The sequence below is a fragment of the Planobispora rosea genome, from assembly GCF_014648175.1.
In the GTDB taxonomy this organism is placed as follows: domain Bacteria; phylum Actinomycetota; class Actinomycetes; order Streptosporangiales; family Streptosporangiaceae; genus Planobispora; species Planobispora rosea.
Map to the genome: position 1 here is coordinate 16,134 of NZ_BMQP01000045.1, position 24,303 is coordinate 40,436.

Below are 24,303 nucleotides of genomic sequence, written 5' to 3' on the forward strand. Positions count from 1 at the left end.
TTGGCTTCCCGGTCTCAGTAATGCCGTGGCCGACCGTGACCGCGTCGAATCACGCCCTGACAGGCGCGCTGATGGGCGGGGCGTACAGCCCGCCATTGGGTCCCAGCCTGACGCCGTGACGCCGACGTCGGCCACCAACGGCCCGTCCTGCTACCGGCCGCCGATGTGTGAGCCCTCGGCGGCGTGCGCACCCGATTTCCGATCATGTAGCTGTCCGCAGACCCGTACCACCGAAGGAGCACAGGCCATGGCAAGAAACCCGCGCAGTCTCCGTCAGCCGACCGGTCCTCGCATCGACCCGTCCCTCATGGGCGAGCTCGCAGCCCGCCTCACCGACCGCGACCACGACCTGCTGGCCACGGTGTTCGAGCACCGCGTGCTCACCACTCACCAGATCGAGCACATCTTCTTCACCCGGCCGCAGATCGCCCGGCGACGCCTGGCCGTCCTTCACCGCCTGGCAGCGCTGGAACGCTTCCGCCCGTGGGCCCCGACCGGCTCCTCACCCTGCCACTGGGTCCTCGGCCCCGCCGGGGCCGCCGTCCTGGCCGCCCAACGGGGGATCAGCGTCGCCCAGCTCGGCTACCGCCGGGACGCCGCGATGAGCATCTGCTTCTCCTCCCGCCTCGGCCACCTGATCGGCGTGAATGACTTCTTCACCTGCCTGCACCGGAGCGCCCGGCAGAGTCACGCTTCGGCGCGGGTCGCCGAGTGGTGGAGCGAACGCCGCTGCGCCGCCCTCTGGGGCGATCTCGCCCGCCCGGACGCCTACGGCCGCTGGATCGAGAACGGTGACCAGGTCGACTTCTTCCTCGAACACGACACCGGCAGCGAACCACTGGCCAAGGTCGTCCGGAAGCTCGACGACTACGCCGACCTCGCCGAGACGACGGGCATCACCACGCCCGTCCTGCTCTGGCTGCCGAGCACCCGGCGAGAGGCCAACCTCCGCGAGCTCATCGGAGTCCCCGAGGCGCCGGTCGCCACGGCCGTCCACACCTTGATCGGCGACGGCCCTGCCGGACCCGTCTGGTTGCCCTGCGGATCGCAGGGACCGCGGCGGCGGCTGATCGAGTTGGCGGACGTTCCGCCGTGATCGAAATCGGCTCACAAATCCCGGCGGTGCCACTCTCGTGATCACCTTTGGTGATCGCGAGCCGTCTCCGCTTCAAGACCGCCACGCGCCAGGTGGAAGGCCGTACACGCGGCGGGGAAGAACTTCGAGTACGGCGAGCACCACGACGGGACGACACCCGACCTGGATCTGTACGGCGCGCACATATGGCAGGGGCGCCCTATGGGCGAGTCGGCCCCATCACGGCATCGTCCGAAAAGGCTTTGGCCAGCAGGAACGTGGAATCTCGAGGGAGGCAATCAAAGCAGCCTCATCGATTACAGCAGCGACCACAAGACGGACGGAGACCCCGGCAGGATGGCTTATGGCCACTCCGGATCCGTCTGGATGACGCTGCCGTGGAGTTGTCTGCGCGACTCGGGATCGTCCTTGACTTGATCTCTCATGATGATCGCTTTTCCGCGGGTTGCCCGGACCCGCACCAGCTAGGATCATGAATCGACTCTCCGTTGCCTCTCAAGCCCATCATCCGGGCAGGCCGCACCATCGGCACCTGACGAGGGGAGTTGATCAGCATGCTCCCGAAAACGGGAGACATCGTATGAGGAGAAGCCGTGGTCGAGTCGGAGCGGACTTTCGTCTGCGGCAATGACCATCTGGACCGGCTCTTGGCCGACCCGGGTATCGTGGCCGAGGTCGCGCAGGCACACAAGGCGGCCGAGGAGATGGATCGTGTCTACAAGATGATCCACAAGGCTGGGTAGATATCGTCAGGTGGTCTCGATGGCCTATGAGTCGGTTTCAGGCCCGGTGAGTCGGCTTATCGGGCCTGCCCTCGCAGGAGGGACTCCCAGAGCCGTACGGCGCGTGTGGTCACCGTCCACTCCGTCTCGTGGACGACGTCGCGGCCCCGAAGGGGTGCAAGGCGGCGGATGAACGCCAGCCCGCCGGCTTCACACAGCTCGAACTGGATCTCCCGGCAGATGCAGGTGTGGCTGCGCACCCGGATCCGATCGGTCCGGGGCACGGGTACGACCCAGCGGATCCGCTCGTAGGTGGTGGTGAGCGGGGCGGCATGGATGCCGTGAAATCCCGGGGGAAACGTCATGTCCGCCTCCTTGGATGGCTGCGGCGGCATGGTCGGGATGGTGATGCGTCTCGGCCATGCCGCCGCGTCGTACGGCGCCTTCCCCTCCACGAGCAGCGCCGTACGAGGTCGTCGGGTGTCGGATCGGTGAGGCGCGGCGACGTGTGGGATGGGCCCGCAGCCGCTTACGGGTTGGTGCGAGCCGCGCCGCCGTGCCGGTCAGAGGGCCGGTCGGCCGACCTCGGCGAGGACTCGCTCGATGAGGTCGGCGGCGGCCGTGACGTCGTCGACGCGGCTGATCGGCGCGCGCCAGGGGAACCAGTACCAGAGCGCACCGCCGTCGTCCGGGGCGGTCAGGATGCTCTCGGTGAGGACGGGCGCGGCGATGTTGGTGACGGTGAGGCTCAGCGGGCGGCCCTCGATCGCGCGGAGCCGCACGCTGAAGCACCGCTTCTCCAACTCCGCCGCCAGGCTCTGCAGCGCTTCGTGGGCGGCTTGGATGTCAACGAGCTCTCGGTTCATGCCGCCGACCGTACGGCCGCTTCCGGGCGGCGAACCCAACCGGCACTTGGGGGTCGTTAAGCGATGACGCGGGCGCGGACGGCGAGATCGAGCAGGGACGGTGCGGGGCGGCGCTGCTTTTCGATCAGCTCGGTGATGGCCTGCCGGGCGACCGGGCTGAAGAAGATCGTCTCGGTGGAGTGCTGCTCCGACAGGCGCAGGCACCCCAGCGCCTGCTCCGGGTCACGGCGGTGAACCTGGCTGCGGGCCAGGTTGATGAGATGCTGCGCCCGGCGGTTGGACGAGGGGATGCCGGAGACATCGATGGCCTTGGCGCGGTCGACCGCCACCGCCGACCGTCCGGTCTCCACCTCGATGGCCACGGCGTAGACGGCCACGTTCGCCTCGCCGAACATCGTCAGCGGATTGTGATGAGCGGGTCCCAGCGAGGATGCCGCACTATGGGCCAGGTCCCAGTGCCGCCAGGCATCGGCGGCCTGCCGGTTCTTCGCGCACGCGATCGCCGCGAACAACTGCAGGGAACCCCACGCCGACAGCGCCGCCTCGGACGTCTCACACGCGGGCCGCAGGTGGTTCGCCACGGCGGTGGCGACCTCGCACGCCTCGTCGGCCTGGTCGCGGCCCAGGGCCGCCATGGCGGAGGTCCAGGCCGAGGTCGCGATCAGGACCGGATCATCGGTCTCCTCGGCGGCGACCACCGCCCGGTCGGCGGCCCGGGCCGCCAGCTCCGGCTCGCCCACGCAGTACAGGAACCGCTGGGCCAGCTGGAACACCTCGGCCAGGACCGCCCAGCTCGCCCGCCGCTCGGACGGCTGCGCCGTACGGTGCACGCTGAAAGCGTCGCGCAACAGCCCGGGAGCCACGACGCCCAGCGCCGTGTACGGCCGCACCGACCGGTGCCAGGACGACCACGCCATGGCCAGCCGACGCCGCAGCCGGTCGACCTCGACCGACAGGTCACCGGCCGGCTGGGCGGGGAAGGCCGGGGTCGACAGCACCTGCCGCAAGGCGGGCACCGCCTCGTGCCGGACCCGGCCGCCCTCGGTCAGACTGCAGGTCAGCCCGCCCAACCGGTCCTCGGCGATGAGACCGAGGTCGCGGACACCGAGCACCCGGGCCAGAGTGACGAGGGTGGAGAGTTTGTCCAGCCGCTGCTCGCTGCGCTCGACCTGGCGCAGCCACTCCTCGGTGCGCCCGCACAACTCGGCGCAGGCCCGCAGGCCCAGCCCGTGGCGCAGCCGGAGCGCGCGGACACGTCGGCCGATGCGCCGGTCCGCCTCACCGTCATCGTTGTGCTGGGTCACCATGGCACGACCTCGGGCCTCGGACGTAGGGTTCGCGTGGAACCACAGTAATCACGCCGTTGCGCCATTGCAGGACGGCAACGGGTGATCGGTGCAGCGAGGAGCGCGGCGGGACATGACGAACGGCAAGCCGGTTCTGTATGTGATCGCGTGCGGAGGCCGGCCGGCGGGGGAACTTCCTGACCTCGTGACGCACGCCCAGCAGGAGGGCTGGACCGTCTGCGTGGTCGCGACCCCCTCGGGAACGAAGTTCCTCGACATCGCCGGGCTCGCAGCACTGACCGGGTATCCGGTGCGCAGCGACTACAAGCGCCCTGAGGATCCGGACGTCCTGCCTCCGGCCGATGCGATGGCGGTGGTCCCGGCCACCTTCAACACGATGAACAAGTGGGCCCAGGGCATCAGCGACACCCTCGCTCTCGGGCTGCTGAACGAGGCGCTCGGGCTGGGGCTGCCGATCGTGGCCGTGCCCTGGCCCAACGTCGCTCTCGCCCGCCATCCGGCCTTCGGCAACAGCGTGGCCCTGCTCCGGGAGTGGGGTGTGAAGGTCGTCTTCGACCCGGAGAGGCTCCCCGCTCCCGACTCGGGCCAGCCGGGAGCCGCCACGTTCCCCTGGGAGGACCTCCGCAAGGAGCTCCAGGTAATGCGCTCGGCCTGCAGAGGCTGATCATTCACTCGACGATGAATAGTTCGAGCTCATGAGACTCACAGAGCGTCTGACGGGTCATCAGCCGCTGGGCGGAAGCCACCGTTGGATCAGGTGCCGGGGGATGGTGGCATCGACATGCCACAGCTTCCTCTCGTTGAACCAGACAGGTCGCATGCTGGCAGCGCGCACCACGCGCTTGAACTCGTCATTCTCCCCATAGGGGACGCATATGTAGAGTCGTCCGTCCAGCACGTCGCCCGCTCTGACGTCGGAGACCGGGCTCGGCTCAGACGACGGCCCAGGCGGTGTCTGCTTCCAGGTGCGTGCGGGACGTTCCATCCGCGCGCGGTCGACGATGTGACGGACCCGCTGACAGGAAGCTGGGTCGGTGATCCGCATCATCAGGTCGGTGGGACCGGTGTTTGCAAGCAGATTGAGGGACCCGTGCCACAGCACGATGTCATCAATGATCATGATCTTCTCGTGCATGCGTTCGCGTACGGTGACTAGGCAACCGGCCGCCTCTAGTTCATGGACGAGATCCCGCTTGCGCGTGTCGTCGCTCTGGTCCCGGGTGTGGACGGTCACCTGGATTCCTTCCCTGATGCGCGGAGTGAGGCACCGTAGCCATCTGCTGACGGGGGTGGGATCCAGGAAGGCGCAGTAGATCTCGATGCTGCGCTGAGCCCGTTCGATGTCCCATTCAACGGCGCGGAGCACCTCGTCGGCGGGGAAGAAGGCGGGCCGGGCCAGCTCATCCTCGTCCAGCCCCGCCAGGTCGGCCGCACAGCGGACCGGTACAAGATCGTCGACCGAGAGCATGCGGGCATGGCGTTCCAGGTGGCTGAGCATACGTGCGGCTTCACTGCCGGGGCTGAGGTTGGTGTGGAGGAACTCGGTGTTGGCGACGACGATGAGATGGTCCTGCGCCCGGCTGAGGGCGACGTTGAGCAGGCGGCAGGTGGAGGAGGACAGGCCCACACCCTCGTAGAAGTAACCGAGCCGGTCGCCTGCGCCCGCCACGGTGTCGATCACCACAAGGCGACGCTGGCTGCCCTGGAAACGGTGGATGGTGTCCACCAGGCCCTCGTACTGTTCGCCGAACCGGTAGGACAGGCTGCTGCGGAGCGCCTTCACCTGGTCCTTGTACGGAGCGATCACGGCCAGCCGGTCGGACGGTCCCTCTCCAGAGGGTAGATCCGTCCACTTGCGGGCTGGAAGGACCTCGTCGTACTGCAGGCCGCGGACGAGTTCATGGATGACCGCCTCGTGCACCGCGTTGGCCTTGTGCCCGTTCCGGCGGCCCGACAGGCCGGGCACATGGCGCGGAGCGGTGTCCACGAGGATCAGCGGACCGTCGATCAGCGGTGAGTGCGGGAGGCTGCTGCGGTCACCGCGTCCGGTGCGCAGGGGCGCGTCAGGGTAGGCGACGACGTTGACCAGCTCACAGATCGACGGACGCATGCGGTACTGCGTGTCCAGGCAGACCATCCGGCGGTCCTGCCGGGCCGAACCCGTAGGGTCCACCAGCCCGGCCGTGGCGAAGACGTCGCGGTCCATCCAGAGTTGGGCGTGCTGCCTGTCCTCGGGCGATGCTTTCTTGTCACCGGAGGCCTTGGTCACGGCGGGCAGCTGCCGGAAGTCCCCGGCGACGATGACCCGTCGTGCGGCGAGTCCGGCGGCGTACCAGGCCGAAGGGGTGTTCACCATGCCGGCCTCGTCGATGACCACCGCGTCGACCGAGTCGAGCAGTTTGCGGGACTGCACGGCCTTGGCGACCGTGGTGCCCATAACGCGGCAGTTCGCGCGGACCGCCTCGGTGATCTTCGACTGCTCCTGCTCCAACGCGCTGAGCTGCTGTTGAAGGCGCTCGACGGCGTCCCGTAGGGGAGCGGCGGCGGGGATCTCCTTCAGCCGGGCGCGGAGGATGGCCAGTTCCGGCTCGAGCCTGGCGGTCTCGGCCGCGAGGTGCTGCTGAGCGGCCAGCGCGGCTCGTAACTGCTGATCGAGTGTGGCGACGGCGTTCCGGAGCGCCTGGTGCTCACGGTCGAGGGCATCGAGCCTGGCCTGTTTCCTCTTGGCGCGGAGTCCGGACGGGATGCCGATGTCCCGGATCTGCTGCTCGATCTCGGCGATGGAGGTTCGGCCGTCCTGGGTCCGGCGGTGCAGGACGGTGCTGTGCCGTGCGGCCTCGTCGTGTCGTGCCCGCAGGTCCCGGAGTTCGTCCGCGAGACGTCCGGCCTCGGAGTGGAGCGCGAGGTCCTGCCGTGCCGCGTCCAGCATCTCGCGTGTCCTGGTGATCTGCGCGGCGGTGGCGGCGGCGAGCCGGGCGGCGATCCGCCCGGCGTTGATCTGGTCACCGAATCTGCCGGCCAGGGAGGCGAGCTCGATGTCTCCGGCGCGCTGCACGAGTCCCGCGTCGAAGTCCTCCTCGTCCGAGAGCAGGTCGCAGATCCGCTCCAGTGCCTGGTCCACGGCGACCTTGGTCGGGGCGACGAAGAGGACCCGCATTCCCTGCCGGTAGCAGCCCTCGACGATGGAGGCGACGACGTCGGTCTTCCCGGTCCCCGGCGGCCCCCAGATGAAGGTGAGGTCGCTGCCGAGGGCCTGCTCGATCGCCTGTCGCTGTCGGGGATTGAACGGACGTTCGTGATACCCGTGGACGAAGCGTTCGGGGGTGGTGCAGCGGTCGATACGCGGCCGTCCCTGACCCAGCAGCCAGCCCGCAGTGGTGAGGTTGACCGGGCCGTCGGCCTCGCCGGCGGACTCCAGCCGCTCCACGAGGGTCTCCAGGCCCGCCGACTCGTCCATCCGCAACTGGGCGTTGTCGGGCCGGGTGCCCAGATCGGCCGCGGTGCGGACCAGGATCTTGCCGTCGTGCATTCGCGCGGCCTCGGCCCTCGCCCACGGAGCGCGGGAGCGTGACAGCCGGACGAGCAGTTTCTCCCCGGAGAACGTGTCCTTCCACTTCTGGCAGGAGAACAGGTACTCGTGGACCTCCCCGTCGCTTCCGTTCCTCCGTCCGGCGGTCAGGGGGATCTTCTCCCCGTCACCGTCGCTGCGGAGTTCGGCCGCGATCTCCAGCCGCACGGCCCGAAGGAGGTCGTCGACGGGGAAGGGTCTCTGCTGTGTTCCTGTCATCATGCTCCCTCGGGGGTGAGGAGACCGGCATGCCGATGATCGGAAACTCGGCTCTGCCGGACAAGGGCTGGATGGTGCCATCGCCGTTCCGGCGGCGGGGAGAGGTCGTCGGTGTCTCTGCGCCGGGGCGGCGTCGTCTCCACGCGCAGACGACGCCGCCGTACGGCAAGCCCGTGCAGGGACGGCCGACCCAGGCGGCTTCCGGCCGCCTGGGTCACGACGGGGTCATTCGGCGGGGATGCCGACGACCTCGACGTCCACGTCGTAGAGGGACTTCAGCGTCGTGGCCATGTTGACGAGCGCGACCTGCGCGAAGGGAAAGAGCGTCTCGGGAGTCAGCGTCCGTCCGGTCTTGAGGTGGATCGCGAAGACCACCTTCCTGGGCCGGTAGTCGAGAGGGACGTTCCGGGTCCCCTCGCTCACCTCGGCGACGACCTCCCGGAACCGTGCCCTGGCTTCGGGCTGGTTGACCAGTGCCTCGACCGCGACAAGGGCCTGGTTGAACAGGTGGCTCAGCGGAGGGGAGTCCTGGGCGGGCTTGACGCAGACGAGCCGGCCTTCCGGGCCGTAGTGGTCACAGGCCTCGAACCCGTTTCCCCGGTGGAGAGTGGTCCGCACGTACTTGCGGTCCAGGCACAGGTAGTTCGCGCGGCCGAGCTCGTGCTGGACCCGCAGGTTGTAGGCGGCCTCGTGCTCACCCTTCCTCCACGGCGGCAGGACCGTCGGGGAGTCCGTGCTGATCAGCTCGGTGACCTGCCTGCGGATGGAGTCGAGGTACTCCAGGCCGGTCTCGTGCCACTCCCCGTCGATCAGGAAGTAGTGGTGGGCACCGATGGTGAGCTCGGTCTCCAGCCAGCAGATGGCGGGGGCCCCGCCGAGGGAGCCGGTCCCGCCGCAGTCGCCGGACAGTTCGATGCGGCCCTCGCGCAGCGCCGCCGTCGGCGTGCTGCTGTGCAGGACGCGGCAGCGACTCAGGATGTCCTCCATCTCCAGGCTCCGCCTGTTCCTCATCCACACGGGGCCGATCCTGATGTTGTACGAGGCGGTTTCGGCGAGCTTGGGGACGAGGTCGACGGGCACGGCGAGGTCGAAGGGTGCGTCGACCTCGCCGCGGAGCCCCTTGTCGAGCAGGGCGTCCAGACGGCTGATGAGCGAGGCGTCCCGTACCGCCTTGATCGCCTCGATGAAGGCGAAACTCGGGTGGACGTTGGCCGCGCAGACCTTGGTGATCTGCTTGAGGAGCGCGACGAGCTTGACGTCGTCCAGGGGGATGGGGAGCCGCAGACCGGCGGAGCCGTCGACGAAGACGGAGGCCCCGTCCTCCAGCCCCAGGATGTCCGTGTGCAGTTCGCCGCCGAGCCGCCGCACGATCTCGGCGTGCTGCCGGACGCCGATGCTGCCGATGGGCAGGCCGGAGGGGACCACGGTGGAGTCCTGGCGGCCCCGGCGGGTCATCGACCGGCGGACGATGTCGCGGACGCAGTCGGGGTCGACCGCGCGGACGGCGAACCGGAGCCCGAAGTCGGGGTCCTTCAGGTCGTCGGGGACGAGCCGGAAGCCCTGGCCGAAGCCGATGGCGAAGACCTTGTCGTCGACGGCGATGAGGAGCAGCGCGGCGGCCTTCCTATCGTCGAGCGACAGGTCCTCTCCGACGAGCTGGGACAGGTCGCCGGACCAGCCGACCTTGGGGATCGTGAAGTGGCCGCGCACGAGGTAGGCGACGGCTCCGGGGAACTCGGGGAAGAGCGGAGCGAACTCCAGCTCGTCGAGGCGCTCTCCGTCGAGCGCGCAGAACAGTCCGGCGAGGGTGGGCTCGACGTCGAGCAGGTGGTACAGCGTGACAACGCGGGTGTCAGCCATGTCCGGTTCTCCACAGGGAAGCGGGCCGTGTCTCCAGGCACGACCGAGGGGAACGGCGGGATGGATGGTGCGGATTCGAACCACGTGCGACTGCTGGCGTCGCTAGACTTGCGACGCTGAAAGCATCTAAAGAAGACCATGGAGTGAAAGCATTGTCAATCAGTTTTACATTGTTCGCAATGTGTGTACAGTGAAGCGTGTCGACGATCCGTTCGAGTCTTGGCAGGTGAGTGGTGTCTCAGCAGCCTGAGCAGCTGACAGCTGCCGGGATATCCCGTCTCGCGGGAGTCACGCGGGCGACGGTCAGCAACTGGCGGCGCCGTCACGCGGACTTCCCGCTGCCGAGCGGGGGCACGGAGGCGAACCCCACCTATGACCGGGTAGCGGTCGAGGCGTGGCTGGCGGCCCGCGGGCAGCTTCCGGAACGGTCGCCAATGGACGAGCTCCGCGCGGAGCTGCGCGGGCTTCCCCGTGAGGTGACCGCCGACCACCTGTCCGCTTTTCTTCTCGCCGTCGCGCGGATGGACGGCGCCGCACGCCGGAAGCTGATCGGACTCTCGGACGAGGAGTTCCTTGCCCGGATACAGGGTCCGTTGGAGGAGCGAGTCGGTCTGTTGCCGCACGCCCGCCGGGACGGGCTCACGGCGTCGGCCGTCCCGGCGTTGAAAACCGTCCTGCGGGCCGTGAACGCGAGCGGAATCGCGGAGACGCTGGACGTGCTGCACGAGCGGCAGTCCGCTGACGGCACCGCACGCGGCGTGTACGGCACGCCTGAGGTGGTGGCCGACCTGATGGCCGTGCTCCTCGAAGGGACGACCTATCCGGCGAGCGTCTACGACCCTGCCTGCGGCTCCGGAGGATTGCTGATCGCGGCAGGACGACAGGGCTCCGCGAGCCTCATCGGGCAGGACGTCTCCCCGGTCCAGGCCGATCAGGCGGCCGTCCGCGTCGGTGCGCTCGTCCCCGGATCCGAGGTCCGGATCCGGGCGGGCGACTCCCTCCGGGAGGACGCCTTCCCCGGGCTGGCCGCGGAGGCCGTGCTGTGCAACCCGCCGTACGCGGACCGGGACTGGGGGCATGACGAGCTGGGCTACGACGCCCGGTGGGAGTACGGCGTGCCCCCCAAGGGGGAGTCGGAGCTGGCCTGGGTCCAGCACTGCCTGGCCCACCTGGAGCCGGGCGGGCCGGCGGTCATACTGCTGCCTCCCGCGGTCGCCGAGCGGTCCGGAGGACGGAAGATCCGCGCCGAGCTCGTACGGCGTGGCGCACTGCGCGCGATCGCGTCCCTGCCGCCCGGAGCCGCGCCGCCCCAGCACGTCGGCCTCCACCTGTGGATCCTCCGGCGGCCCGCCGACGACAGGGCGGACGTCCCACCGGTGCTCTTCGTCGACACGGCGCAGGATGATCTGCCCGGCACGCTGCGGCTCACCACCGGCTCCGGGAAGACACAGGCGGTCCTCGCGGAACTGGCGAGGAGCGCGTTGGGTAAGGGAGAGATCCGTGTACTCACGTGGAAGGAGTCCCCGCACGACTTCCGCCGGACCATCCTCCAACACTGGCGACGGTACGAGGAGGCGCCTGAGGACTTCGAGACGGTTCCCGGCGTCGCCCGTGCCGTGCCCGCCCTGGAACTGATCGACGAAGGCGTCGACCTCACCCCGAGTCGCCACGTCCGCACCGCGCCTCCTGCGGTCGCACCGGACCAGCAAGCCGAGTCGGCACGCGCCACACGCATGCGGCTGCGCCGCGCGGCCGACGCGCTCGTCGCGGTGAGCGGTGGTGAGGAGTGGAAACCCGGCGGTGCGAAGGCCGCGACGTGGCGCACGGCGACCGTCGCCGACCTCATGCGCGGCGGAGCCATCGGGCTCCACCGAGTGACAGGGGCATCACGGGGAAGACGGCTCACGGAGCCGGTCGTGCCGCCGGACGGCGATGGCCGCCGCGTCCTGACAGCGGGAGACGTCGTCGCGGACCGGACGGCATCGGGCAGCGCAGAGGAGAGCGCCCTCACCGAGTTGCTGGAGCTCCAGCGCGGCGACGTCGTGCTCCCGGAGATGCTGCACGGAGGCGCGGGAACGGCCCGGGTGGTCGACGACCGGGACGTGGGAGCGCTTCTCGGCCCGCACCTCTATCTCTTCCGGCCCGATCTCGACCGGCTCGACCCCTGGTTCCTCGCCGGCTTCCTGGCCGCCGAGGAGAACCTGCACAGCACGGCCACCGGCAGCACGGTCGTGCGCGTCGACGCCCGGCGACTACGGGTGCCGCTGCTCCCCCTGGAGGAGCAACGGCGGTACGGCCGGGCGTTCCGCAGACTGACCGCGATGCGGAGGGCCGCGAACCTGGCCGTACGGCTGGCGGAGGAGACCTCGCGGCAGCTCGGCATCGGACTCACCAGCGGGTCCCTGCTCCCGCCCGGCGACTGACCCGGGCGACACCCCGTCTCGGCATTCGAACCCTGAAGTAATGACGGAAAGGAAACCGGTGAACCACAGCAAGGTCGCCGAACTCGCGAACCACGCCTGGTCGGTCGCGGACCTGTTGCGCGGCGACTACAAGCAGTCCGACTACGGCAAGGTCATCCTGCCGCTCACGGTGCTGCGCCGTCTCGAATGTGTCCTGGCGCCCACGCGAGCCAAGGTCCTGGCCGAGAACAAGAGGGTGGAGGAACTGGGCCTCGACCCGGTTCTCTGGCTGACGAAGGCCTCGGGGCACAGCTTCTACAACACCAGCGAGTACACGCTCAAGAAGATCGCGGGCGACCCGGAGCATGCGGCCAAGCACCTGAGCGCCTACATCGGCGCGTTCTCCCCGAACGCCCAGGAGGTCATGGAGAAGTACGAGTTCGCCCAGCAGATCAGGCGGCTCGACGCGGCCGACCTGCTCTACCAGGTGGTGGGACGGTTCGCGGACCTGGACCTGCGCCCGGTGCGGCGGGACGTCGACGGCGAGGTGGTCATCGGCGAGGACGGCAAGCCGGTGGTCGTGGTCTCGAACCACGACATGGGCTACGTCTTCGAGGAGCTGATCCGGCGGTTCGCGGAGCAGTCCAACGAGACCGCCGGTGAGCACTTCACCCCCCGCGAGGTCATCGAGCTGATGGTCAACCTGCTGCTCGCCCCCGACGACGACGTGCTGACCGTTCCCGGCGTCTCCCGTACGGTGCTGGACCCCGCCTGCGGCACCGGCGGCATGCTGACCGCGGCCGAGGAGCACATCCGCGCCCTGAACCCCGACGCCACCGTCGAGGCCTTCGGTCAGGAACTCAACCCCGAGTCCTGGGCCATCTGCCGTTCCGACTTGATGATCAAGGGGCACGATCCGGAGAACATCAAGTTCGGCAACTCGTTCAGCGAGGACGGGCACCGCGGCAAGACCTTCGACTACCTGCTCGCCAATCCGCCGTTCGGGGTGGAGTGGAAGAAGGTCAAGGACGTCGTGGAGCGCGAGCACGAGAAGGAGGGGACGAGCGGCCGCTTCGGCGCCGGCCTGCCCCGTATCAACGACGGCTCGCTGCTCTTCCTCCAGCACATGATCTCCAAGATGAAGCCGGTGGAGAAGGGCGGCAGCCGCATCGCCATCGTCTTCAACGGCTCCCCGCTGTTCACCGGCGCCGCCGGGTCCGGCGAGTCGGAGATCCGCCGGTGGATCCTGGAGAACGACTGGCTGGAGGGCATCGTGGCCCTGCCCGACCAGCTCTTCTACAACACCGGCATCTCCACCTACTTCTGGATCCTCACCAACCGCAAGGACAAGGGCCACCGAGGCAAGGTTGTGCTGCTGGACGGCCGGGAGCACTGGGCGAAGATGCGCAAGTCGCTCGGCGACAAGCGCAAGTACCTCACCAAGGAGCACATCGCCGAGCTGACCCGGCTGTACGGCGAGGCCCTGCACGCCGCCGCCGACCCCGGGCACCCGCTGCACGGCAAGGTGAAGGTCTTCGCCAACGAGGACTTCGGCTACCGCCGGATCACCGTGGAGCGCCCGCTCAAGCTCCGCTTCGAGGTGACCGAGGCGACGTTGGACGCGATCCTGGCGTCGAAGGCCCTGGCCAAGCAGGTGGACGCGGCCGCGATGACGGAGGCGATCAAGCCGCTCGTCGGGCAGAGCTGGGAGGGGAAGCTCGCCGCTTTCGCCGGGGTGCGCGAGGCGATGGCCTCGGCCGGCATCCTCTGGCCGTCCACGCAGCCCTTCCTCACCGCGCTCCGCGACGTCATCGGCGTGCGCGACCCGGAGGGCGAGGTGCAGCTGAAGAAGGGCGAGCCCGAGCCCGACCCGGAGCTGCGCGACTACGAGAACGTCCCGCTGGACGAGGACGTGGAGGAGTATCTCCGGCGCGAGGTGCTGCCGCACGTGCCCGACGCCTGGATCGACCACGGCAAGACCAAGGTGGGTTACGAGATCCCCTTCACCCGTCACTTCTACGTGTACAAGCCGCCGCGCCCGCTGGCGGAGATCGACAAGGAGCTCAAGGCCCTGGAGGCCGAGATCCAGGCGCTGCTGGGGGAGGTGACGGAGTGATGACCGTGCGACTGCGACATCTTGCGGCAGTTAATCCGCCGACGCCTGCTTTTGAGCGTCTCGCTGATCAAGAGGAACTCACTTTCCTTCCGATGGAAGCGGTATGGCCAGGGGAAAGGCTGGATATATCGCGCCGTCGAACCAAGGCGGAGGTTGTTACTGGGTACACGCGGTTTCAGGATGGTGACATCCTTGTTCCAAAGATCACGCCAACGTTTGAGGCGGGGAGAGCTGTACTGATCAATGGCCTTCACTCGGGGGTTGGAGCCGGAACGACAGAGCTTCATGTGCTCAGGCCAAGTCCGCGTATCGATCCTCGATTCCTCTTCTACGCGGTAAACACCCACAGCTTCCTTAAAATCGGAAAGTCGGAGATGTATGGCGTTGCAGGCCAGCAACGTGTTCCTGACGACTTCCTGCGTAACCTGCCAGTGCGTCTACCTCCATTGGAGGAGCAGCGGCGCATCGCTGACTTCCTCGATGCCGAGACGGCCCGTATCGACAGGCTGGTCTTCTTGAGGGCTAGGCAGAAAGATCTTCTTGTGGAAGCGCTGATGGGGCGCGCCGCTGAGACCACAGGCCGTGTCGCAGTGCGGCAGGGGACATCTCCGGGTTCATGGGGCAGGGTTCCGCTCAGGCGGGCTGTGCGTTCTGTGCAGACGGGCAGCACGCCAGCAGGCTTGCGGGAAAACGATTCCGGCGACGTGGTGGAGGGGGGAGTGATGCCCTGGTATACACCCGCCGCCTTGAATGAGTTCATGTCTGTCGGACGTGCCGACAAGGCGGCTGATGTCGCCGAGACGGGCGGGATCCCTGTTTTCCTCCCCGGGAGCATCTTGGTGGTCGGCATAGGCGAGTCGCTCGGCAAGGTCGGCTACCTTGATCATCGGGCTACCGGAAATCAGCAGCTTACAGCTCTCCATCCAGCGGAGTCGGTGGACGGGAGGTTCATCGCGTGGCAGCTATGGGCGGCCTATGAGGAAATCAGGGCTTGGGCTCAGTACTCAAGGATCCGCATTATCAACAACGACGTCCTGAAGTCGTTCCCTATAGCTCTCCCTCCTGTTGAGGTGCAGGTTGCGGTGAGGAAAGGCCTTGATTCCGATAAGCAGAATCTCGATCGTCTTCGCGATGCGGCGGACAGATTTTCGAAGCTTATGGCCGAGCGCCGACAGGCCCTCATCACGGCGGCCGTCACCGGGCAGTTCGACGTGTCGTCCGCCAGTGGCCGGGGGATCGAGGTGCCATGACCGACACGCCTGAGCAGGCATCGCCGTTCGTCTCCCGGGTCCGGGTGAAGGGGTTCCGCTCCCTCGCCGACTGCGACGTCCGGCTGGGGCCGTTGACCGTGCTGGCCGGGTTCAACGCGGCGGGCAAGTCGAACGTCGTCGACGCGCTGCGCTTCGTGCGCGACGCCGCCGCGCACTCCGTGGGGCAGGCCCTGGCGGACCGCGGCGGCCTGGACTCCGTGCTGACGCGAGCCCGCCCCGCGGCGGGCGGGCGGGCGGCGACGTCGTTCGCCATCGCCCTGGAGCTGTCGCTCGGCGAGGCGGGCGGGACCGCCTCCTATGAGGTGGAGATCGGCCGTGATCCGGCGGGGGAGCACTCCCACCTCGTGCTCCGGGAGGCCTGCACCCTGTGGCTCCCCGGCGAGGAGGTCTCCTTCACCGCGGATCTGGATGGCGATGGGCAGCGGGTGGTCCGCGGTGGGATCCCGGGCGCGCGGCTCGGGCCGGAGGAGCTGCTGCTGCCGATCGTGGGCCGCCTGGCCCCCTACGAGGTCCTGCTCCGCTCGCTGCTGGCCGCGCGCTTCTACGAGCTGGACCCCGATGTCCTGCGCTCCCTGGACGAGACCCGGACCAGGCGGTCCCGGCTCGGCGAGCGCGGTGAGCACCTCGGGCAGGTGCTCGGCCTCCTGGCGCGGGACCACCCCGCGTACAAGGAGTCCCTGGACGAGTACCTGCGGGCGCTGATCCCCCTCTCACTCGGGGTGGACCGGCGGCTCCAGGGGGACTACGCCACGATCCAGGCCAGGTTCTGGACCGGTGAGCCGGTCCTGCCGTACTGGACGGCCGTCGCCGAGGACGCGGTCCATGCCGGGGACCCGCACGTTGAGGTGTTCCAGCGGGAGCAGCTCTCCGAGGGTACGGTCCGGGCCGCGGGGGTGCTCGCCGTACTGCACCAACCCGATGTGCTGACCGGCGCCGTCCCCCTCGTCGTCATCGAGGAGCCGGAGAAGGCGATCCACCCCTCCCACGTCGGTGTGCTCCTCGCGGCGCTCAAGGAGGCGTCCGAACGGACCCAGGTGATCGTGACGACGCAGAGTTCGGACCTCCTGGACACCGAGGAGGCCCACCCGTCCCAGCTACGGATTGTGGAGATGGTGGACGGGGTGACGCGCATCGGGGAGCTGAGCGACTACACGCAGCGCCATCTGATCGAGCGCCCGTCGCAACTACCCGAGATGCACCGGCAGGGGCAGCTGCGTCCGGCGAACCCCGCCGAGCGGGAGGTGTGAGCGCTGTGGGGAGCCCTGTCCGCATCGCCACCCTCGTGGAAGGGCACGGTGAGGTCGAGGCCCTGCCCGTGCTGCTGCGCAGGATCGCCGCCGAGGTCGCCCCGCATCTGTGGGTGGACGTCCCCGCACCCCACCGGGTCGGCCGGGACTCGCTGCTGGCCGCGCACGGGATCGAGTCGGCCCTCGACCGGCTCGTCGTCGGCGTCGAGGGCGTGACCGGCGTTCTCGTCCTGCTCGACGCCGACGATGACTGCCCGGCTGAGCTGGGCCCCGGCCTCCTGGCCAGGGCCCAAGCGGCTAGACCCGATGTGCCGTCCGCGGTCGTGCTGGCGAACAGGGAGTTCGAGGCGTGGTTCCTGGCCGCGGCCCCCTCGCTCGGCGGACGGCGGGGACTCGCCGCCGACCTTCAGACGCCGCCCGACCCCGAGAAGCCGCGGGGATGCAAGGAGTGGCTGACCAGGCACCGGACGGACGGTCGCCCCTACGACCCGCGCAAGCACCAGGCCGGCCTGGCGGCCGTCTTCGACCTGCACCTGGCGCGGGCGAACGCGCCGTCGTTCGACAAGTTCTGGCGTGACGTCGAGTATCTGATCACCGGGAAGAGGTAGATCCCCCCATGAGTCCCATCCACCACGAGTCGGCGTTCGGCGACGCGATCGTCTCCTCGATGCGCGCCAGTGGCTGGCGGCTCGGCCTGAGCTCCGACTACCGGCCCGACCTCGGGCTGGACACGGCTGAGCTGTTCACGTTCATCGGCGACACCCAGGCCGACGACTGGCACGATCTGGTCACCGCCTACGGCGGCGATGTCGAGGCCGCGCAGCAGGGCTTCGCCAGGCGGCTCGACCAGGCGATCGCCGCTGACGGCCTCCTCGAGGTGCTGCGCAAGGGCGTCAAGGACCGCGGGGTGCGGCTCCGGGTGGCGTACTTCAAACCGTCGCTGGTGACGTCCGAGGAGATCCTGAGCGACTACCGCAAGAACCGGCTGACCGTGGTCCGCGAGCTGGAGTACGCGGCCAAGCAGAAGGACAAGGGCAACCGGCTCGACCTTGCGCTGTTCCTCAACGGCATCCCGGTGGCGACCGCGGAGCTGAAGAACCCGCTCACCGGCCAGGGGGTGGAGGACGCAAAGAAGCAGTACCGGACCGACCGCGACCCCACGGAGCCGATCTTCTCGCGGCGGGCGGTGGCGAACTTCGCGGTCGACCCCGACCTGGTCTTCGTCGCCACGCGGCTGCGCGGGGACAAGACCGTCTTCCTGCCGTTCAACCAGGGATCGGAAGGGCCGGGCAGGCCGGGTGGCAAGGGGAACCCGAAGGCCGTGAAGTCCGGAACATACGCCACCTCCTATCTGTGGGAGGAGATCTGGCAGCCGGACAACTGGCTCGACCTGCTGGAGCGCTACGTCCACCTGCACAAGGAGAAGGGGCCAGACGGGCGGACCACCAAGCGGATCATCTTCCCCCGCTACCACCAGTGGCACGTCGTGCGATCCCTGACCGACCACGTCGCCCGCCACGGCGCCGGGCACAACTACCTCGTCATGGCGTCGGCCGGCTCGGGCAAGTCGAACACGATCGCCTGGCTCGGCTACCGGCTCTCGTCCCTGCACACCCCCACCGATCCCGCGCTCCTCGACCCCGAGGCCGTGGCAAAGGGCCTCAAGCCCGGGGAGCCGGTGTTCGACAAGATCCTCATCATCACCGACCGGCGGAACCTGGACGCCCAGCTCCGCGACACGGTCGGCAGCTTCGAGCAGACGGCCGGACTCGTCGTGGCGATCGACGAGAAGCGGGGCGCCAAGTCCGAGCAGCTCGCCGCCGCCCTGTCCCGGGAGACCGGGAAGATCATCACGGTGACGCTGCAGACCTTCCCCGCTCTCCTGGACTATCTACGGCGCACGCCGATCGAGATCAAGGGCCGCAGGTTCGCGATCATCGTGGACGAGGCGCACTCCTCGCAGTCCGGGGACGCGGCCACCGCGGTCCGCGACGCGCTGCGCGACCTGGGCCTGGACTCCGACAGCGACGAGGCGGGCGCGACCAGCCTCCCCGCGGCGCCCGCCGTACCGGACGGAAAGAGCGAGGACACCGACGCCAAGCTCAAGGAGAGGGCGGCCCGGCGCGGGATGAGCGCCAACCTGTCGTACTTCGCGTTCACCGCGACGCCCAAAGCCAAGACGCTGGAACTGTTCGGCACGCTCGGCGAGGACGGGGTCTACCGGCCGTTCCACACCTACGCGATGCGCCAGGCCATCGAGGAGGGCTTCATCCTCGACCCGCTCGCGAACTACATCACCTACAACACGTACTGGAAGCTGGTCAACAACAACCCGGAGGAGCGGGAGGTCGACCCAGTCAAAGCGAACCCGCTGCTCGCCCGGTACGCGCTCACCCACGAATCGACCGTGGCGCAGCACGCGCAGGTGATCGTGGAGCACTTCCAGGCCCATACCGCCGGCCGGCTCGGCGGCCGGGCCAAGGCGATGGTGGTGACCGCCTCCCGGCACAGCGCCGTGCAGATGGCCCGCTCCATCAAGCGCTACATCGGTGACCGCGGATACCAGGGCATCGGGGTGCTGGTGGCGTTCTCCGGGACGCTCGTTTACGACGGCGAGGAGACGAGCGAGTCCAAGGAGAACGGCGGCCTGCCGGAGCCGGCGTTGCCGAAGGCGTTCGCCTACACGCGCGCCGACGACAAGTCCGTGCAGCCGGGCGGGCCGGGGCAGCCCGAGTACCGGATCCTCGTGGTCGCCGAGAAGTACCAGACGGGCTTCGACCAGCCGCTGCTGACCACGATGTACGTCAACAAGAAGCTCACCGGGATCAACGCGGTCCAGACGCTGTCACGGCTGAACCGAACCATGGACATCAAGTCCCAGAGCGACCTGGCCGTACTCGACTTCGTCAACGACGCCGAGGACATCCAGGATGCCTTCCGGCCGTACTTCGAGGAGGCGCAGGCCTTCCCCACCGACCCCAACCTGCTGTACACCGCCCAGGCCAGGGTGATGTCCGTACCGATCCTGGTCGAGGCGGAGATGCAGGCCTTCGCCGCCGCATACCTCGCCGCGGAGGAGAAGGCCGCAGGTGACCAGGGGAAGTGGATCAAGCTCCATGCGGAGCTGTACCGGCTCCTCGCGCCCGCCTGCGAGAGATTCTCCGCCCTGCTGCACAGCGAGGACGAGGACGAACGCGAGTCCGCGGAGGAATTCCGGGCCGATCTGAATGACTACGTCCGTAAGTATGCCTTCCTCTCCCAGATCGTGCCCTACAGCGACGAGGAGCTCGAGCGCCTCCACCTGTTCGGGCGGCACCTGCTGAACCGCCTGGAACGGCGTGACGACGGCAGCGTGGACATCGGCGAGATCGACCTCACACATCTGCGCGTCGAGAAGACCGGCGAGCACGATGTCAGCCTCACCGCGGAAGGCCCGGAGACGCTGAGGGGGTTCGGCGACGGGCGCGGCGGCGGCAGGGAAGTGGAGAAGACGCCGCTCTCCGAGCTGGTCGAGAGGTTCAACGAGCGGTTCGGTACGGAGTTCACCGAACAGGACCTGATCAAGCCCTTCGAGGAGACGATCAAGAATGAGAAGGTCCAGCTCGCGGCCGTCGCCAACGCCGACGAGGAGAACTTCGGCTTCGTCTTCGACCGGGTCTTCGAGGAGAAAATGATGGAGCACTTCGACACCATCGCGGACCTGGGACGCAAGTACTTCGGCCCGGATCCGGACTTCCGCAGTTCGCTCAACCGCAGCGCCCGCAGTGCCGCGTGGAATCTCATCCGCCGCCAGCAGGGGATCGGGGACGACGTCAGGTGACATGCGCCGCTGCTCCCGTGAGGGTGGGGGACCAGCGGTGATGAGTGGTTCCCTGGACGGCGGACGGCCTGAAAGATCAAACTGGTCCCATAAACGGGAGCAGGGGTGAGATGACCGGGGAATCGGTGCGGTCGCGGACGATCGGCAGACGCTACGAACTCGTCGGAGAGATCAGCGCCGGGGGAATGGGCCAGGTCTGGCGGGGATACGACACGGTCCTCGACCGTGAGGTAGCGATCAAGTTGATCCTTCCCGAGGCCGTCTCCTCCGCCGAGCACGCCGAGGTACTGGCCAGACGGTTTCGCCGTGAGGCCCGCATCACGGCGCGCATCAACCACCCCGGCGTCCCGCAGGTGTACGACGCGGTCCTGGATGAGGATTTCACCCGCCTCTTCCTGGTGATGGAACTGGTCCGCGGGACGCCGCTGACGGCGTTCATCTCCCAGAGCACCCCACTGCCCGTCTCCTGGGCGGCAGCGGTGGTGGCCCAGATCTGCACCGTGCTGTCCCACGCGCACGCGATCCCCGTCGTCCACCGGGACCTGAAGCCCGACAACCTCATGGTCGCCGAGGACGGGACCGTCAAGGTCCTCGACTTCGGGATCGCCGCGATCCTGCGGACCGACGTCACCAGGCTCACCGCCACCGGCCTGTTGATGGGGACGACGCGCTACATGTCCCCCGAGCAGATCCAGGCGATACAGGTCACCCCGCAGAGTGATCTGTACGCCGTCGGCTGCATTCTGTACGAGCTTCTGGCAGGCAGGCCGGTCTTCCAGGACAGCCCCCGGCTCATGCAGCAGCATTTGTTCGAGGCGCCTCTCCCGCTGCGCGGATTCCGTCCCGATGTTCCCGCCGATCTGGAGTACCTGACCCTGGAGCTACTGGAGAAGCTGCCGGAGCAGCGTCCCGCGGACGCTCAGGAGGTCTTCGAGAGACTGGTCCCGTTCCTTCCCTCCGCCGGAGCCCGCCCCAGTGGTTCGGAACGGGCTCCGGCAGGGATTCCCGACCCGACCCGCCCCTACCGAAACCCCTGCGCACCGCGGCGCCGTCCCGAGCAGGCGGTGACCGAACCACCCGCTGAGGAGAGCGTCGTCTCAGCGGACGAGGCCGTCATGGCGATCAAAGCCGCGGTGGACCAGTCCGACGACCTGCTGGCCGATGACCGGTTCACGCAGGCGGCCGATGTGCTGCGGTCGGTGCTGGAGCCGGCCGCCGCCGCACTCGGCGCGGACAATCACCATGTCCTGTCCCTCCGTCAGCGACGTGCGGCGATCCTGGTGATCGGCGGTGACTTCCGGCGGGCCCTGCCCGAGTTCGACCGGCTGGCGGAGGCGTACGCACGTGTCGCGGGACCCGACGACATCGAGACCCTCGGATGCCGGCGGCAGGCCGCCCTCTGCCGGGCGGAGCTCGGACAGGGCACGGCGGCGCTCGAGCAGCTCCGGCAGGTGCTGGCCCGGTACCGCGCGGCCAAGGGCGACGGCGACGAGACCGTGCTGGAGCTGCGGCGCGACATCGGCGCTCTGCTGGCCGCCGAGGGCCACGTCGAGGATGCGGTCGGTGTGCTCCAGCCTCTCGAGCAGGACCTGAACCTGCTGTACGGCCCGGCTCACTCTCTGACTCGAGAGGTGAGAGATCTCCTGGCCAGGCTCCGTCTCACCAGCGGTTGATGCGGACCGGCCGCTCCTGGGCCTTCCCGGTGTGGACACCGGGAAGGCCCATGAAAGCGATCAGGACCCGTTCGCGTCGGGCCGGCGAGGACGGACGGGTGTCCTGCCGGCGAAGAGCCACACACCGTTGCTGTACGTCGCTCCGAGAACCCGGCCGTCGTCCAGGAGCCAGGGATACTCCGCCTGAAGTTCCTTGTAGCTGTCGTTGGTCACGATGACGGCGTTCTTCTTCTCCGCCAGCATGGTGATCAGCCGGTCGGCCTTTCCGTGGGTGCCGGCGGGAGTCTGGGTGATGATGCCCTGCCGGATGGCGTCCTGGAGGACATCGCGCTCCAGAGAGGTGAGCCGGTGGGCCATGGCGGCGTCCACGAACACGCTGATCTCCGCACCGGGGAACTGCGCCTTCAGCGCCTCGATGCCCTTCAGAAGCTGGTCCAGGCTGGGTACGTCCCCCTTCTTCACGTCACGACCGAACCAGGCGAGATTGGATCCGTCGACGACGAGAGGTCGCACACCGGGCACCGACGGCTCCGGCTCCGCGACGGGCACGGGAAGTGACGCCGCCTCGGGGGCGGAGCTGAAGACGGGTTGCGGAGGCGTGGTCACGGTGCGGGGCTGCGGAGGAGGAGCCTGGGGAAGTCCTTCCAGAGCCCGCATATGCCGCTGGATCTCCGTTATGGACAACGTGTCACCATGGGTGAAGTCCCTGATCTCCTGATCGAGGACCACCTCGCCGGTCTTGTCGAGGACGGCCTTCACATGCAGGAGCCCGTCCTGCGTGTAGGTGTAGTTCAACCTGAAGACCGCGTCCTCTTTGGGCATAGGTCTGGGGTACTTCAGCTCCAGCGTGGTGAGCTGGAAGTTCTCCGGATCCTCCAGCGGTTTGGCGGGGTCGGCCTCCCACACCGAGATCGAGAGCCGCTCCCGGTTGTCCTTGACCGGGTTGTACTTGTTCTCTCCCTCGATGGGCAGGGGTGAGTGCTGGTCGATGATCGTGCTGAAAACCTTCTTGCCGGTCTCCTTGTCCGTTGCGCCCGTGCCCAGGGCGAACATGGACGACACCTGAAGGTAGCTGTCCAACTCGCCATCGAAGATCGCGGCGGCGATGGCCGCACCCCGGGCCACCGCGGTCATGGGATGACAGATCTCGGCAGGGACGGTCTCGTCGTCCATGAACTGCTCGACGGCCCGACGCACGCAGGGCATCTGACTGGTACCGCCGATCATCAGCACGCCGTCGATCTCGTCAGGGGCCATGCCGAGATCGTTGAGGCACATGCGGGCGGGCTGAAGGGCCTGTTCGACCAGGTCAGTGATCTCGTCCTCCAACTCGTCCCGGGTGACTTCGAGCAGCTTGTCGCTGCCCGGAATTCCCGCCAGGACGGCCTCCTCGGTCGAGAGCCGGATCTTGGTTCGTTCCACGACCAGGTCGAGCTCTCGGGAAGCCTCCGTGGTGAGGGTCGGACGCCGTCCCAGCTTCCGGAAGAGGAGTTCGCGGAGTCGCTTGTCCACCTCAAGGCCGCCGAGCTGGGTGATGCCCTTGGAGGCGAGTTCCTCGAACACTCCGTCGACGTGCTCGAGGATGGTGACGTCGATCGTTCCGCCGCCCCAGTCGAAGACCATGATCCGGCCCTCGTCCTGCATGTCGTGCATGTAGGAGAGCGCCGCGGCCGTGGGCTCGTTGAGCAGAGCCTTCACCGTGATGCCGGCAGCGCGTGCGGCGGCTCGGGTCCGGTAGCGGGCGGCGCCTCTGGCGTTGGCCGGAACGGTGATGACAGCGCTGTCGATCCGGGTGAGCAGGTTCTGCTCGGCCCTCTCCCGCATGGCCTGGAAGACTCCGGCGGCCACCGCGGACGCCGGCACCCTCCTGTCACGCAGCTGCAGACTCGCGTCGTCCTTGAGCATGCGCTTGCACGCTTCGAGGACGCGGTTGGAACGCAGCTTGGCCTCCCAGCCGAACAACGCGCCCAGCCGGGTGGAGCTCTCACCCGCGATGGTGGGGAAGAGATTCTGGAACGACGGGTAATGCCAGTCGGAGTCGAGGTTGTCGCTGTCGAGCGCGAGCACTTCGACGTCGTCCCCGACCCACTGGGCCACCACGGAATTCGTGGTACCGAAGTCGATACCTGTTGCCAC

At 68.3% G+C, this 24,303-nt stretch carries 16 protein-coding genes; 10 read left to right on the forward strand and 6 right to left on the reverse strand.

The window, feature by feature from the left end:
* Positions 1–247 precede the first annotated feature (247 nt).
* Positions 248–1,096, forward strand: a complete 849-nt coding sequence (locus IEZ08_RS31990; RefSeq protein ID WP_189243578.1) for a replication-relaxation family protein — start codon at positions 248–250, stop codon at positions 1,094–1,096.
* A 593-nt stretch (positions 1,097–1,689) separates the two neighbouring features.
* The gene (locus tag IEZ08_RS31995; protein WP_189243579.1) at positions 1,690–1,839 is read left to right on the forward strand and encodes a hypothetical protein; all 150 of its coding nucleotides are present in this window, start codon (positions 1,690–1,692) and stop codon (positions 1,837–1,839) included.
* 56 nt (positions 1,840–1,895) lie between these two features.
* Here IEZ08_RS31995 and IEZ08_RS32000 read toward each other — a convergent pair whose 3' ends face one another.
* From IEZ08_RS32000 to IEZ08_RS32010, 3 genes are all read right to left on the reverse strand, one after another.
* On the reverse strand, positions 1,896–2,183 hold the full coding sequence (locus IEZ08_RS32000) for a hypothetical protein (RefSeq protein ID WP_203863579.1): 288 nt from the start codon (positions 2,181–2,183) through the stop codon (positions 1,896–1,898).
* Positions 2,184–2,381: 198 nt separating this feature from the next.
* On the reverse strand, positions 2,382–2,684 hold the full coding sequence (locus IEZ08_RS32005; RefSeq protein WP_189243581.1) for a hypothetical protein: 303 nt from the start codon (positions 2,682–2,684) through the stop codon (positions 2,382–2,384).
* A gap of 56 nt (positions 2,685–2,740) precedes the next feature.
* Positions 2,741–3,991, reverse strand: coding sequence for a helix-turn-helix domain-containing protein (locus IEZ08_RS32010; RefSeq protein WP_189243582.1), 1,251 nt, complete (start codon positions 3,989–3,991; stop codon positions 2,741–2,743).
* Positions 3,992–4,103: 112 nt separating this feature from the next.
* On the opposite strand from IEZ08_RS32010, the gene IEZ08_RS32015 reads away from it, so the two are divergent.
* Positions 4,104–4,655, forward strand: a complete 552-nt coding sequence (locus IEZ08_RS32015; RefSeq protein WP_189243583.1) for a flavoprotein — start codon at positions 4,104–4,106, stop codon at positions 4,653–4,655.
* Between the two features lie 60 nt (positions 4,656–4,715).
* Here IEZ08_RS32015 and IEZ08_RS32020 read toward each other — a convergent pair whose 3' ends face one another.
* Positions 4,716–7,781 (reverse strand): AAA domain-containing protein, encoded by a 3,066-nt coding sequence (locus IEZ08_RS32020; protein ID WP_189243584.1) that lies wholly within the window; start codon positions 7,779–7,781, stop codon positions 4,716–4,718.
* Positions 7,782–8,003: 222 nt separating this feature from the next.
* Positions 8,004–9,638: a DUF6119 family protein gene (locus IEZ08_RS32025; RefSeq protein WP_189243585.1), complete on the reverse strand. Its 1,635-nt coding sequence runs from the start codon at positions 9,636–9,638 to the stop codon at positions 8,004–8,006.
* Positions 9,639–9,871: 233 nt separating this feature from the next.
* On the opposite strand from IEZ08_RS32025, the gene IEZ08_RS32030 reads away from it, so the two are divergent.
* From IEZ08_RS32030 to IEZ08_RS32060, 7 genes are all read left to right on the forward strand, one after another.
* Entirely contained in the window at positions 9,872–12,061 is a 2,190-nt protein-coding gene (locus tag IEZ08_RS32030; RefSeq protein ID WP_189243586.1) for an N-6 DNA methylase, read from the forward strand.
* 58 nt (positions 12,062–12,119) lie between these two features.
* The gene (locus tag IEZ08_RS32035; RefSeq protein WP_189243587.1) at positions 12,120–14,156 is read left to right on the forward strand and encodes a type I restriction-modification system subunit M; all 2,037 of its coding nucleotides are present in this window, start codon (positions 12,120–12,122) and stop codon (positions 14,154–14,156) included.
* Positions 14,156–15,406 carry a restriction endonuclease subunit S gene (locus IEZ08_RS32040; RefSeq protein WP_203863577.1) on the forward strand — a complete coding sequence of 417 codons (1,251 nt, stop codon included), beginning with the start codon at positions 14,156–14,158 and terminating at the stop codon, positions 15,404–15,406. The genes IEZ08_RS32035 and IEZ08_RS32040 overlap by 1 nt, the downstream gene beginning before the upstream one ends.
* On the forward strand, positions 15,403–16,674 hold the full coding sequence (locus IEZ08_RS32045; protein ID WP_189243589.1) for an AAA family ATPase: 1,272 nt from the start codon (positions 15,403–15,405) through the stop codon (positions 16,672–16,674). Before IEZ08_RS32040 ends, IEZ08_RS32045 begins: the two co-directional genes overlap by 4 nt.
* Before the next feature lie 5 nt (positions 16,675–16,679).
* On the forward strand, positions 16,680–17,282 hold the full coding sequence (locus tag IEZ08_RS32050; RefSeq protein ID WP_189243590.1) for a DUF4276 family protein: 603 nt from the start codon (positions 16,680–16,682) through the stop codon (positions 17,280–17,282).
* Between the two features lie 8 nt (positions 17,283–17,290).
* Positions 17,291–20,494 (forward strand): type I restriction endonuclease subunit R, encoded by a 3,204-nt coding sequence (locus tag IEZ08_RS32055; protein WP_189243591.1) that lies wholly within the window; start codon positions 17,291–17,293, stop codon positions 20,492–20,494.
* Between the two features lie 110 nt (positions 20,495–20,604).
* Positions 20,605–22,167: a serine/threonine-protein kinase gene (locus IEZ08_RS32060; protein ID WP_189243592.1), complete on the forward strand. Its 1,563-nt coding sequence runs from the start codon at positions 20,605–20,607 to the stop codon at positions 22,165–22,167.
* Positions 22,168–22,227: 60 nt separating this feature from the next.
* Here IEZ08_RS32060 and IEZ08_RS32065 read toward each other — a convergent pair whose 3' ends face one another.
* Complete coding sequence (locus tag IEZ08_RS32065) at positions 22,228–24,303, reverse strand: Hsp70 family protein (protein WP_189243593.1); 2,076 nt, start codon at positions 24,301–24,303, stop codon at positions 22,228–22,230.

Bases quoted from the DNA above. Each gene is read 5' to 3' on its own strand.
- IEZ08_RS31990 (WP_189243578.1), top strand. From the start codon at position 248: ATGGCAAGAAACCCGCGCAGTCTCCGTCAGCCGACCGGTCCTCGCATC.
- IEZ08_RS32000 (WP_203863579.1), bottom strand. From the start codon at position 2,183: ATGACGTTTCCCCCGGGATTTCACGGCATCCATGCCGCCCCGCTCACC.
- IEZ08_RS32005 (WP_189243581.1), bottom strand. From the start codon at position 2,684: ATGAACCGAGAGCTCGTTGACATCCAAGCCGCCCACGAAGCGCTGCAG.
- IEZ08_RS32010 (WP_189243582.1), bottom strand. From the start codon at position 3,991: ATGGTGACCCAGCACAACGATGACGGTGAGGCGGACCGGCGCATCGGC.
- IEZ08_RS32015 (WP_189243583.1), top strand. From the start codon at position 4,104: ATGACGAACGGCAAGCCGGTTCTGTATGTGATCGCGTGCGGAGGCCGG.
- IEZ08_RS32020 (WP_189243584.1), bottom strand. From the start codon at position 7,781: ATGATGACAGGAACACAGCAGAGACCCTTCCCCGTCGACGACCTCCTT.
- IEZ08_RS32025 (WP_189243585.1), bottom strand. From the start codon at position 9,638: ATGGCTGACACCCGCGTTGTCACGCTGTACCACCTGCTCGACGTCGAG.
- IEZ08_RS32040 (WP_203863577.1), top strand. From the start codon at position 14,156: ATGACCGTGCGACTGCGACATCTTGCGGCAGTTAATCCGCCGACGCCT.
- IEZ08_RS32045 (WP_189243589.1), top strand. From the start codon at position 15,403: ATGACCGACACGCCTGAGCAGGCATCGCCGTTCGTCTCCCGGGTCCGG.
- IEZ08_RS32055 (WP_189243591.1), top strand. From the start codon at position 17,291: ATGAGTCCCATCCACCACGAGTCGGCGTTCGGCGACGCGATCGTCTCC.
- IEZ08_RS32060 (WP_189243592.1), top strand. From the start codon at position 20,605: ATGACCGGGGAATCGGTGCGGTCGCGGACGATCGGCAGACGCTACGAA.